The following is an 11,792-nucleotide window of genomic DNA, read 5'->3' on the forward strand; positions in this document are numbered from 1 at the left end:
GTTGCTGACGCTTCGCTTTCGCACAGAAAACAATTTGTTGCTGACGCTTCGCTTTCGCACAGAAAACAATTTGTTGCTGACGCTTCGCTTTCGCACAGAAAACAATTTGTTGCTGACGCTTCGCTTTTATGCAGACAAAACGATGATGTTAAAGTTTCGTTTTATATAAATTATAGTTACATGATAGTAAGTTCGTGTTACGTGAAGTGGTTGATTGGAGTGGAGACTGAGCGACTCCTTGGGGATCAGCAATAGAGGAAAGGTAATCAACCTCTCGCTATGCCGAAGAGCTATACTTTAATTAAAATTACCCTTAATTCCATTGATAGAATTATTTTTTCAACAAAATGAAAACCGAGACATTTAAAGATGTCTCGGTTTCGTTTTATTTTAGCAATCAATATTATTTTGATAAGCTTCGATCTTTGTTAGTCACGGCCGTTACTGCATCGTGAATCGTTGTTTCAAAATGATTGCTTTGTAATGAAGATACACCTTGGATAGTAGTCCCACCTGGAGAGCATACTTGATCTACAAGTGCCCAAGGGTGTTCTTGTGATTGTAAAATCATTTTTGCACTGCCGAGGACTGCATTTGCCGCAATATCAAGCGCCATGTCTTTTGGCATCCCTTCACGTACAGCAGCACGTGCTAAAGCGTCAATATACATATAGGTGAATGCTGGTGAAGCACCACCAATCGTTGTAAATATTGAAAATAAGTTTTCAGGCACCTCGATAATTGTACCAACTGTTTCAAATAGGGAATTGACAAGCTGAAGTTGCACATCTGATACTTGTTCACTCGCTGTAAAACAGCTTGTAGAGGCACCGATAAGCGCATTAATATTTGGCATTACACGAACAATAGGGGTAACTTCAGATAGGTAACCTTGTAAATATGTTATATTTTTACCAGCAGCGATGGAAACAATTACGTGGTTATCTTGTAAATGCTTTTTCACCTCTGGTAAAACATCTGGTAACATTTGGGGTTTGACACCAAGGATAATAACGTCACATTTTGACATAATATCTTCAATAGAGCTTGCGGCTTGAATACCGTAAGAGGTTGTTAATTTTGTTGTTTTTGCTTTGGTACGATTATAGCCATAAATAAAAGTAGGATCAAAATCACCGCTTTTACACATTCCTTTAATAATAGCTGTAGTCATATTTCCAAGGCCGATAAATCCGTATTTCACGTGTTAGACACTCCTTCATATTGTTAAAACATACACCTTAGTATAGAGTAGATTGTTTTACTTGAATAGTAATATGCTAAGAATCAAGTCAATTAGGTTCAAATTCATGTCAGTCGGTGGTATCATAGAAGATGCTGTGAATGAACGTATATCTCTATATGAAAATAAAAAGAGTAAAGAAAATCATGTACTTTATGTGAACATTGAGACAGACTTTATCTAGAAGAGGTAGAATAATATTTTGATATGTTTACTTTTTTCAGCACATATTTTTCGTAACGAAAGTGAAGCGGCAGTTACATGTGTTTTAGGTAACGAAAGTGAAACGGCAGTTACATGTGTTTTAGGTAACGAAAGTGAAACGGCAGTTACAAATGTTTTAGGTAACGAAAGTGAAACGGCAGTTACAAATGTTTTAGGTAACGAAAGTGAAACGGCAGTTACAAATGTTTTGGGTAACATAAGCAAAGCACCTGCTAAAAATCTACTACCGCTATAGGTGGTGAGATGAATGTGGTTTTAAGTTACTTTGTGAAGGGTGTCAAGGCATCCGCTGAATAGAGGAACTTAGGCTAAGACCTTCAGATCCTTTGAAAACGCCTAATTGACCTAACATCAATTGGCTTAAAGCCTATGAAGCAAATAGGCCGAGGTATAATTGTTTTAATAATTTGTCGCTTTCTAATGGTAAAGCGTGAGAAATTAAGAGAGAAAAGGAATTAAGATGAATGGAACAAAATCTAAAAACGGAGCCTAAACTACAGTCTTCCAAGAAGTCAATGGAGAAGTCCACACGCTCTACTATTTTAGCGCAGACAGTGAAAACGGGAATCATTAAATCCAATTTAATTCCTATGTGGGCTGGATTAACGCTAGGTATGTACAAAAATAAAATGACTTTTGTAGAAAATATACCTGAAATTATTTTCGCGACAATTGGCTCTGCACTTGTTATTGGTGCCGCTGGAGCATTTAATAATGTGTATGATCGCGACATCGATGCTGTAATGCCTCGTACGCAAAGTCGACCAACTGTAACAGGTGAAATGTCAGCTAAATCAGCGTTAATTTTAGCTTTTGCCATGCTCATTATCGGGGCATCTGTGTTGGCACTTGCTTCACCACTTGCTGCAGCATTTGGTCTCTTAGGGGTGTTTTTATATGTAGTACCTTATACAATGTGGACAAAACGACATACGATTTATAACACGGAAGTTGGGAGTATAGGAGGGGCGATTCCAGCGTACATTGGCTGGACGGCTGTTTCTTATGATATTACACATCCTGCGATACTTGGCCTATTTTTAGTTATGGTCATTTGGCAGATGCCACACTTCTATGCCATTGCTATTCGTAAGCATGCTGATTACGAAGCAGCCAACGTTCCAATGCTTCCAGTTGCAAAAGGGATGCGCCGTACTTATTATCAAACGAACTTTTATTTAATTTTATTGATCTTATCAAGCTTCTTATTTGGCACTTTAAGTGTTGGCATTATGCTTGTTGCACTATTGTTAAGCATTGCATGGCTTGTTATGAGTATTTACGGTTATCGCAGTAATAAGGATCAAACAAAGTGGGCAACAAAAATGTTTGTTTTCTCACTTATTCATATGACAATTTTATTTACAACAGTTATTGTCTACTCTTTAGTAGGTGTTATTTTTAAATTATATTAAAGCTTTCAATTAGCAGAAAAGCCAACAGGTTAATCTAACTTGTTGGCTTTTCTTTTTCCACCGAGATTATTTGACGACTTGGCCATTCTAATGCATGTAACTGCCCCCCAAAAACAGCCCCACCATCAATGCCAATTATATTATTTTCTCCAAAGTAGACATTGTAATCTGTTGGATTTTGGTGAAGTTTATAGGTAGGTGTATGGCCAAAGATTACGGTTTTCCTCCCTTGATAACCTGCGTGAAATTCTTCACGTATCCATAAAAACTCCATAGGATCTGTATCTGCCATAGCTACACCAGGTACAACACCGCCATGTACAAAAATGGCATCCTCTAATTCGATGTAAATATCAAAGGTTTCGATAAGTTGTAAATGTTCTTCGAGCTTTGGTAAGGTTTGAATAAAGCTAGGTAATGTATCGTTTTCAATGGCTTCCTTAAAATCTTCTAATTGATAGCCATAGCTTGCAAGTGTTGCATCTCCACCGCAAAGTCCAACCCAATGATTCCACGGCTTAGGGTGACCAGAACGACAAGCTTTAAGCATGATGGCTTCATGATTTCCTAATAGAACACGTGCACCTTTTGTCTGTAATTCTGCCACTAAGTTTAAAACGCCACAAGATGCTGGTCCTCGGTCAATATAGTCTCCAAGTAAAAATAATCGATCTTGCAAAGTATCATAATTAGCTTTCAATAATAATTCCTCAAAAAGTTCTAATTCCCCATGTATATCACTAATTGCTAGTATTCGATCCATAAAAAAGCATCCTTTCCAGTATTAGAGAAGCTACTATAAAGTATAGAGAGTGGTGTTGTAAAATTCTACTAATGTAACTTTCAACCAAAAGATTGATTGTAAAGATATCACTTTTAACGATTGTTTTCTAGTTACCTTTTATCATATGACGAAGTGAATTCATTATCTTATTCATTCGTCTATCTTGATGGAAAATAGCTAGGGGAGAGTATTGGCTATAGTCGGTTCATTTTCTAGTGCTTTTATTTTGTATGAAAAGCGTGAGAGGTGAGGGGAAAGCTAGTTAAGAAAATAATCCAACAAATGCAAAAGGAACATACAAATGAAGAAAATGAGCTAATGGAGAAAGTTAGTAGCGCAAGTATAGTAGCAACTACACTTGTTCTTGCAAACTTTTTATACTCCTCGCGCATAACGTAGGAGTATTTGGTATGTATGCGCGAGTACAGTATTTAATTATTCTTGAAGATTTTCCCATGCTTGCTTAGCTATTGACTCGTCGAACGTTGAAAGTAGTCGATAGTTGTCTGTATTTAAAATTCGAAAATGCTGACTAATGACATTTTGTTGTAGGCAATAGCCATTATACTCGCTAAGATTTTTCCACCATATGTATCCTCCCATTGTTTTTTCCTTAGGTTGTAAGGTTCCGTTATTAGCGATTAAATCGACAACTTCAAGTGGATCTCCGCCAAGCTCATGCTGTAAAATCGTGCTATCTCGGCATAATGCACAAACCGCAATCGTTGTAGTCCAGCCAGTTTGAATACGGCCCTTTTCAATTTGAACAAGTGTTTTTTTAGAAAGTCCAAGGAAATCGCTCATCTGATCCTGTGTTAAATCTCTTTCGGTCCGGATTAATTTCAGTTTTTCTGAAATAAGTGTGATTAATTGTTCACGATTCAAATCCAAAACACCCTTTCTTTCAGATAGTTAATACTATTATACATGAAAGTAGTAAGAGATGTTTTGTTTCGCTGGTGACTGTGATAAAAATTAGCGTTACCTAATTAACAATTGAAACATAAAAAAACAGACTGTCCCATCATCGATTCATTGGACAGCCTGTTAGGTGTTTAAATCTCGTATTTTTTCGTGTCAGAAATAACACGGAAATGGATACCTTTAATTTGAGCACTTACTTTATGACGAAGTGTATCAATATCTACTAACTCATCATTATCATTGACACATTCTGCAATCTCTTGTAATAGCTTCGTAAATGCCTCTTTAAAGAGTGTACGCATATTATCAAAATCTAGGCTACGGAAGTTTCCGTCAATATCAAATGCCTCCACAGAATTTAATTGCTTTGAAGCACCAGCAAAACGATCATCGTACACCGTGTAGTTTTCATCCGTTACTACGATAATATATAATACTTCACCTGTAATTGTTTTTAATTCAATATTCGTTTTGTGTTTTTTGACGTCGGTAATAATATGAATACCGTCCGAATGATATAGTTTAAACAATTTCATATGTAATGCCCCCTGAAAATAGAATCATATCCATATATTTATTATATATGGATATGCCTAATAATGGTATGAGAAAAAAGTATTTGGAAAAACTAGAAAAGCCCTGTTGAATGTTAATTCTATAGCTAAATTTGTTATAAACTATTAATAAAATCGTATTATCCGTATTACGCTTCTAATACGGTAGGTAAAATATTGCGAAGGGGACGAACCTCGATGTAATGAATACGATGACCTTGCTGCTCATATATGCTAAATATATATGGGGTTAATTCAATGTTTTTAGTTGCTTTAATGCCGTTGTTCACTGTTAAAAACCAACCACCCAATGTTTCAACTTCTTCTGCTTCAAGCGTTACTTTTAATAGTTTTTCAACATCTTCAATAAGCATTTTTGCGTTTAATATATAGTGATTGTCATTTACTTTTCGGATTTCTGCAATTTCATCATCGTCGAACTCATCGCGAATCTCACCTACAATTTCTTCTAAAATATCCTCGACTGTTACAAGCCCAGATGTCCCGCCATATTCATCCATTAAAATGGCCATATGAATGCGCTCTTTTTGCATACGCACAAGTAACTCCTGAATAGGGATCGTTTCAATTACTCGTATAACAGGGTTAATGAAATCTTCAAGGATTAATGAATCGTCTGTAAGTTGCTCAAGCAAACCGTGTGTAAATAACTCCTTGGCATTGATGAATCCTAAAATATTATCACGATCACCATCATAAATAGGGTAACGAGTATATTTTTCAGCTGCGATGAAATGAATCATGTTTGTAAAAGATTCATTTTTTTCAATTCCAGCAATTTCTGTTCGAGGAACCATAATTTCACGAGCAATACGCTCATCAAATTCAAAGACATTATTCACAAATTTTAGCTCTGTTTTATTGATTTCACCATTTTTAAAGCTTTCAGATAGCAGTAATCGTATTTCTTCCTCTGTATGTGATAGCTCGTGCTCAGAAGCAGGCTTCATACCAAATATACCAACTAATACTCGTGCTGAGCCGTTCAAGAACCAAATAAAGGGATACATCATTTTATAAAATATCATAATAGGTTTGGCAAAAAGAAGTGTAATCGCTTCAGCCTTTTGAATGGCAGCAGTTTTTGGTGCCAACTCCCCGACAACAACATGTAAAAATGTTGCAATGGCAAAGGCACTACCGATTGTAAAAATCGTCATATATTTATCTGAAATACCAACCAAATCAAAAAGAGGATGTAATATAAATTCAAAGGTTTTTTCACCGACCATCCCGATACCAAGTGCTGTTACAGTTATACCGAGCTGACAGGCAGATAAGTATTCGTCTAAATGATTGACAACATACTTTGCAGAAATGGCTTTTTTATTGCCCTCTGCAATCAATTGATCAAGCCTTGAGGCACGTACTTTTACAATGGCAAACTCTGTTGCCACGAAAAACCCAGTTAAAGCTAATAAAATGGTGAAAATCGATAAGTTGAGTATGGTCTCCAAATAGTCGTTCTGTATGAACAGAACGTCACCTCCTAATTATGAATAAGTAAAAGTAAAGATTGCATGAGTGCAATACTTTCGGGGGAAACATTTTTTTTAATCTTTTCGATATCTTTATTGCCTTGTTTGTTTATTTGTTCAAGTAGAGTAGTTACATCCTGCTCTAAGTCCTGCATTTTTACACGTAGCATCTGTACATCGATTTCTTCGTACGGAGTGATGTTTAGTTCATGTTGTATTTCTATGAGTGAAAGACCTTGCTGTTTGCGTTGTTCAATATAGTGAAGTCGTTCAATCATTGTAGGGGCATAGTAGCGATAATTGGATGCAGAACGTTCAGCCTTTAATAAGCCGATGTTTGTATAATAATCGATTGTTCTTTTTGTAATGCCAGTTTTTTCTGCAAGCTCGCCAATTTTTAATTTCTCTGTCCCAATATAAACACCTCCAAACCATCACGTGATACTTTATTATAACTTGCTCGTATCGTCGTTTTCAAATAGAAGAGCCTAATATTTCTAAATTGTAAGATTTCTTACCGGGAGGATTATTAATATCATGAACATAAAAAAACTTTTCTAACGACTAAATGTTAGAAAAGTTATATGTTCTTGAAAAACTAATAAGTTAATGAAATAGTCATGTTATACAAAATACGGCACTTCGGCAGTGCGAGGGTTGATTTCCGTTCCAGGCTACTCGCTTTGTCGCTGACGCTTCGCTTTCGCGCAGAGCAGAGCTTCCTGTGGGCGAGCGCCGAGCCGCTTCCTCCGCTTCGCTTCGTGCAGGGTCTCGTCTGTCTCGCTTTCCCACGGGAGTCGAGTAGCCTTCCACTCCAATCAACAATAGCAGAGAACTTATATAAATTTTATGTATTTTAAAAGTAAACGTTATGACTATTTATTTGCGAAAGCGAAGCGGCAGCAACAACAAATGTTTTCTGTAGCGAAAGCAAAGCGGCAGCAACAAATGTTTTTAACTGCGCGAAAGCGAAGCGTCAGCAGCAAAGCGCCCAGTCGGAACGGAAATCAACCCCGCGTTTTGCCGAAGAGACAAAATTATTGCTTAAAAGCTACGGAGTTTCTTTTTGTAAATATGTATCATATAGGTGTTGAAGTGCCTCTTCACCAGCCATTTCTACAATTGTTTTGTCATTGAAAATAAGTGTTACATTTGTGCGAGCGCTATCAATTTTATCATTCTTAATAGTGCACGTAACCTTTACTACACCTGTTTCTGCTAGTTGTTTTTTCATTGCATCATCCCATGGTTGCTCAGAAAATAGTGGTGCCAACCATGTGCCTCTCACATGAAGCTCACTTTTTTCAGCGTCATAATCCCAGCGCACGTCACGTAAAATAGTTTTAAATAGGTCATTAACTGTAAAGGATGTATCTTTATAGTCAATAGCAATTGCTCGTATAGCATGTACATCACGACCAACTGCACTGGCTGCAGTTTCGGCTGCTGAATTGATGCCTGAAACCGCTTCTTTAACATCAGATAATCGATCACTACATCCAGCTAGCAGCGCGCAAAGACATGTTATACAAGTTACCTTTGTCATCCATCTCACATGTAGTCCCTCCAGTATTGCAAGTTGATACTACTATAGTAACGAAAAGAAAACTATGAAAAAAGGGCATGAAAGCTGGAGATTGTGACGGTTTTGCAACGATGCAACCTCCACTAGAATGTGCGAGAAATTGGAAGTTTAGATATCTGAAAATTCGGTGAATAAATCAACGAAAGGGAGCGGTTTGTGATGAAGATTAATGATGAATTACTTGAGAGATTAGGAACTTATTTCGTGTATCATGCTGTTTATGAAAATTATGGCATTACCTTTGAAAATTTTGTAGAGCGTTGGTTACGGGGGATACTTGTGATATAAAAGAAGAAGAGTCGTGTTCAATGCAAGAACACGACCCTTTTAACTTATTTCAGAAGAAGTCTACCACTTCAATAGTGGTTGAGTTGAATGCGATTATTCGTTACTTTTCAAACATCCACTGAAAGAAGTTAAAGCCTCCGGCGGATGTCACGGAAATCGGAAAGGAGTTTAATATAGGATATTAGCCCCTAAGATCATCGTATCCATGCGATAACGGCTAACTGACCTGCATAGTGCAGGCCTAAGCACAAAGCCGATTCCGGACGCAATTATGCCGAGGCATAATTGATTTATTTAAAATAGTTTGTGATGAATTGGTTGGCTTCTTGCCAATTATAAACGCGTACGACATTGTCCGGAACAGCAAGGCGGTTATATGGAGTGTCAAATAATACGACAGGTATTTTTAATTCCTCCGCAAGCATAACCGCATTATCATGCTTATCCTCAAAAAATGCCTCAACGCCATACTTTTTCGCTGCGGAAATCTTATCGTGACTGCCAATCAGCTCAATATGGTCGTATGGAATAGACTGTGATTTAAACCAATTTACCGTAACATCTGATACATTCTCACCACGAGCAGAAATGTAAAAAAGTTCGTAGTTTTCTTTCCATGTGTTTAAAATATCTTTTGCATCTTTAGCTGCTTCAGATACTTCGTACATAAACGGCTCATTCTCTTTAAACCATGTATTAAATGCTACACGATCAACGGGATGTGGAAATGCTGATAAAAAATCATATTCGCACACATCGTCAAGCGTAATGTTAACTTTATATTGTTTATTAATATGTGGGATTAGTGTACTTGGACATGTTACTGTTCCATCGATATCAATCCCAAAGCGGGGCTTTTTCATGCTAGCACCTCCTTAGGCGTTCGCTTTTTCTGCTTCTTCAGCTGCGCGTTTTTCTGCCATTTCAGCAGCTAATTTATCGATTTCTTTTTTCAACTCTTCTACCATTGTTTCTTCAGGCACTTTACGAACTGTTTTACCCTTCATAAATAGTAAACCTTCGCCACGAGCACCAGCAATACCGATGTCGGCTTCACGTGCTTCACCAGGACCGTTTACCGCACAACCAAGCACAGCTACTTTTAACGGTACATTAAGTTTAGAAATATATTCTTCTACTTCATTGGCAATTGAAATTAAATCAATTTCGATACGACCACATGTTGGGCAAGAAATAAGGGTTGCCATATTAGAAGCAAGACCAAATGATTTTAATAGCTCACGTGCTACTTTCACTTCTTCAACAGGGTCTGCAGATAGTGAAATACGTAATGTATTACCAATACCTTTTGATAAAATTGCACCAAGGCCAGCCGCTGATTTTACTGTACCAGCAAATAATGTACCTGATTCAGTAATACCTAAGTGTAGAGGGTAATCAAAGGCTTTAGCTGCTTTTTCATAGGCTTCAATTGCTAGATTTACATCTGATGCCTTCATAGATACGATAATGTCGTGGAAGTCCAAGTCTTCCAAAATTTTAATATGGTGAAGTGCAGATTCTACCATACCGTCTGCAGTAGGGTAACCGTATTTTTCTAAAATATGACGCTCTAATGAACCCGCGTTTACCCCAATACGGATAGGAATACCTTTTGCTTTTGCCGCATTAACAACAGCCTCTACTTTTTCCTTACGCCCAATATTACCTGGGTTAATACGAACTTTATCGATACCATTTTCAATTGCTTTTAATGCTAATTTATAGTCAAAGTGAATATCAGCTACTAATGGAATATTGATACGTTTTTTAATATCTGCAATCGCATCAGCTGCACGCTCATCTGGTACTGCGACACGAACAATTTGACAACCAGCTTCCTCAAGACGAAGAATTTCAGCTACTGTTGCTTCGACATCATGTGTTTTTGTTGTACACATACTTTGAATGAATAATTCATTACTACCACCTATTGTTAAGTTACCGACACGTACGGGACGTGTATTTGTACGGTGACAAATTTCACTCATTAAATTTCTCTCCTTTTCGGGCCATACTTTCGACCGTCACTGACATTTATTTTAGCAGTGTAAGAAAATAAGGACAAGGAAGAAACGCTAACTTTTCATTTTCCGCATTTATTTTCAATTTCAAATGATAGCGGAAGCTTAATTTTTTCACCAGGAACAGGAGCCTGTAATTGTAAGTGTGGATTCAATTCATAAAAAAGCTGTAAACGTTCAGGAAAGGTCATGGGTACTTTTGCAGGATGTAGTGCAAATAAACTGTGAATGCTATCGCCTTGAATAGTCTGTACAGTGATATAATTTGGCTCTCGCTCCTTCTCACACAGGGCGTTTTCTGTTTTTTTCTGAGAAAAGGCAGCAAGTTGTAATGATCCTTCAGTTAAATCTACTTTTATAACAAAAGCAAAAATAATAATGATAGCGGTTAACACTAAAGCACGCAAAAAATCCCCTCCTTTTCTACACTATATTTAGCAGAGAGGGGAATCATGCACATTATTTTGTAATTGGTTGTTTTGGGTATTTTGTGATGGCTACGATAAGTAGAGTTACTGTTAAAAGTACAGAAAAAGCAGAGATAATCGTACTGTTGATTGGTAGATAATCTGATAGCATACTTAGTAGAGTTGCCCAAGTCATAGCAAATGTTGTCGTACGCCAAATGTGACGGTATTCTCCGCGACGCTTCATGACATTCAAAATCAGCAGACCCGCAAAGGCGTAGAGAGCAATTTGTGCAAAAATAAGCATCGTTGTAAAAACAAAAAGCATGATGATTGTCACGGGATATAAAACCCATTTAACATCTTCTATGTATTCAGTTATTCCATTTAAACTATTCATATCAAATGTATCAACAGACATACCAGCCGTAAAACGACCAAAAGAGTATACTGTAACAACAGTAATTAGCAGAAAAGTATATTGAATGACTTTCCCGATAGGTAATAAACGATAGGCAGCAAGTTTTTTTGGATGAATTAAGCTATCGATAAGTAGTTGTGAGTGTTTCATAAACATATCTCCTCCAATCGCTATTTTACCATGTTCAACTTTGACAAGATATGAAAATAGAAATAATAACTGAGAGTACGATATTGAAATGGTTCATCACCGAAAGTTGTGGATGACTTTTGTTAAAACATATACTATGTAAATAAGTTGATCTTCGTTCTGACTGGGTGACTCCAGGAAGCTTTGCTCTGTGCGAAAGCGTAGCGACAGCGGAAAGCGCCCAGTCGGAACGGAAATCAACCACACGTTTTGGTGATGATTTATTGAAATGTT

14 protein-coding genes are annotated in these 11,792 nt (G+C 37.1%); 3 read left to right on the plus strand and 11 right to left on the minus strand.

Annotated features, from left to right (window positions below):
• Positions 1–403: 403 nt before the first annotated feature.
• Positions 404–1,204 (minus strand): pyrroline-5-carboxylate reductase, encoded by an 801-nt coding sequence (proC, locus tag ACVYAD_RS21455; RefSeq protein WP_349660348.1) that lies wholly within the window; start codon positions 1,202–1,204, stop codon positions 404–406.
• A gap of 241 nt (positions 1,205–1,445) precedes the next feature.
• Between proC and ACVYAD_RS21460 the strand changes: the two genes are divergently transcribed.
• Positions 1,446–1,703, plus strand: coding sequence for a hypothetical protein (locus tag ACVYAD_RS21460; protein WP_476427891.1), 258 nt, complete (start codon positions 1,446–1,448; stop codon positions 1,701–1,703).
• A gap of 229 nt (positions 1,704–1,932) precedes the next feature.
• Positions 1,933–2,883 carry a heme o synthase gene (gene cyoE, locus ACVYAD_RS21465; RefSeq protein ID WP_476427892.1) on the plus strand — a complete coding sequence of 317 codons (951 nt, stop codon included), beginning with the start codon at positions 1,933–1,935 and terminating at the stop codon, positions 2,881–2,883.
• Positions 2,884–2,917: 34 nt separating this feature from the next.
• On the opposite strand, the gene ACVYAD_RS21470 is transcribed toward cyoE, so the two are convergent.
• The 6 genes from ACVYAD_RS21470 to ACVYAD_RS21495 all read right to left on the minus strand — a co-directional run bounded on the left by ACVYAD_RS21470 (position 2,918) and on the right by ACVYAD_RS21495 (position 8,190).
• On the minus strand, positions 2,918–3,646 hold the full coding sequence (locus ACVYAD_RS21470) for a metallophosphoesterase (protein WP_386827521.1): 729 nt from the start codon (positions 3,644–3,646) through the stop codon (positions 2,918–2,920).
• Positions 3,647–4,102: 456 nt separating this feature from the next.
• Positions 4,103–4,552, minus strand: coding sequence for a helix-turn-helix transcriptional regulator (locus tag ACVYAD_RS21475; protein WP_349660344.1), 450 nt, complete (start codon positions 4,550–4,552; stop codon positions 4,103–4,105).
• Between the two features lie 170 nt (positions 4,553–4,722).
• On the minus strand, positions 4,723–5,127 hold the full coding sequence (locus tag ACVYAD_RS21480; RefSeq protein WP_349660343.1) for a hypothetical protein: 405 nt from the start codon (positions 5,125–5,127) through the stop codon (positions 4,723–4,725).
• Positions 5,128–5,294: 167 nt separating this feature from the next.
• Positions 5,295–6,623, minus strand: coding sequence for a hemolysin family protein (locus tag ACVYAD_RS21485; protein ID WP_349660342.1), 1,329 nt, complete (start codon positions 6,621–6,623; stop codon positions 5,295–5,297).
• A gap of 32 nt (positions 6,624–6,655) precedes the next feature.
• Positions 6,656–7,060: a MerR family transcriptional regulator gene (locus tag ACVYAD_RS21490; RefSeq protein ID WP_476427929.1), complete on the minus strand. Its 405-nt coding sequence runs from the start codon at positions 7,058–7,060 to the stop codon at positions 6,656–6,658.
• 635 nt (positions 7,061–7,695) lie between these two features.
• Entirely contained in the window at positions 7,696–8,190 is a 495-nt protein-coding gene (locus tag ACVYAD_RS21495; RefSeq protein WP_476427930.1) for a hypothetical protein, read from the minus strand.
• 198 nt (positions 8,191–8,388) lie between these two features.
• On the opposite strand from ACVYAD_RS21495, the gene ACVYAD_RS21500 reads away from it, so the two are divergent.
• Complete coding sequence (locus ACVYAD_RS21500) at positions 8,389–8,517, plus strand: hypothetical protein (RefSeq protein WP_276207774.1); 129 nt, start codon at positions 8,389–8,391, stop codon at positions 8,515–8,517.
• Positions 8,518–8,807: 290 nt separating this feature from the next.
• Here the strand turns inward: ACVYAD_RS21500 and ACVYAD_RS21505 are convergent, their stop codons facing one another.
• From ACVYAD_RS21505 to ACVYAD_RS21520, 4 genes are all read right to left on the minus strand, one after another.
• A complete protein-coding gene (locus ACVYAD_RS21505; RefSeq protein WP_349660341.1) occupies positions 8,808–9,380 on the minus strand; it encodes a 5' nucleotidase, NT5C type in 573 nt (190 codons plus the stop codon).
• Positions 9,381–9,392: 12 nt separating this feature from the next.
• Positions 9,393–10,508 (minus strand): flavodoxin-dependent (E)-4-hydroxy-3-methylbut-2-enyl-diphosphate synthase, encoded by a 1,116-nt coding sequence (gene ispG / locus ACVYAD_RS21510; protein ID WP_349660340.1) that lies wholly within the window; start codon positions 10,506–10,508, stop codon positions 9,393–9,395.
• Between the two features lie 95 nt (positions 10,509–10,603).
• Positions 10,604–10,948, minus strand: a complete 345-nt coding sequence (locus ACVYAD_RS21515; RefSeq protein WP_349660339.1) for a hypothetical protein — start codon at positions 10,946–10,948, stop codon at positions 10,604–10,606.
• 52 nt (positions 10,949–11,000) lie between these two features.
• Positions 11,001–11,519 carry a DUF1189 family protein gene (locus ACVYAD_RS21520; RefSeq protein ID WP_476427893.1) on the minus strand — a complete coding sequence of 173 codons (519 nt, stop codon included), beginning with the start codon at positions 11,517–11,519 and terminating at the stop codon, positions 11,001–11,003.
• Between the last annotated feature and the right edge of the window lie 273 nt (positions 11,520–11,792).

Source organism: Lysinibacillus sp. G1-3, assembly GCF_056322905.1.

Coding starts and splice junctions, on each gene's coding strand:
- cyoE (WP_476427892.1), top strand. CDS start 1,933: ATGGAACAAAATCTAAAAACGGAGCCTAAACTACAGTCTTCCAAGAAG.
- ACVYAD_RS21470 (WP_386827521.1), bottom strand. CDS start 3,646: ATGGATCGAATACTAGCAATTAGTGATATACATGGGGAATTAGAACTT.
- ACVYAD_RS21480 (WP_349660343.1), bottom strand. CDS start 5,127: ATGAAATTGTTTAAACTATATCATTCGGACGGTATTCATATTATTACC.
- ACVYAD_RS21495 (WP_476427930.1), bottom strand. CDS start 8,190: ATGACAAAGGTAACTTGTATAACATGTCTTTGCGCGCTGCTAGCTGGA.
- ACVYAD_RS21500 (WP_276207774.1), top strand. CDS start 8,389: ATGAAGATTAATGATGAATTACTTGAGAGATTAGGAACTTATTTCGTG.
- ACVYAD_RS21505 (WP_349660341.1), bottom strand. CDS start 9,380: ATGAAAAAGCCCCGCTTTGGGATTGATATCGATGGAACAGTAACATGT.
- ispG (WP_349660340.1), bottom strand. CDS start 10,508: ATGAGTGAAATTTGTCACCGTACAAATACACGTCCCGTACGTGTCGGT.
- ACVYAD_RS21520 (WP_476427893.1), bottom strand. CDS start 11,519: ATGAAACACTCACAACTACTTATCGATAGCTTAATTCATCCAAAAAAA.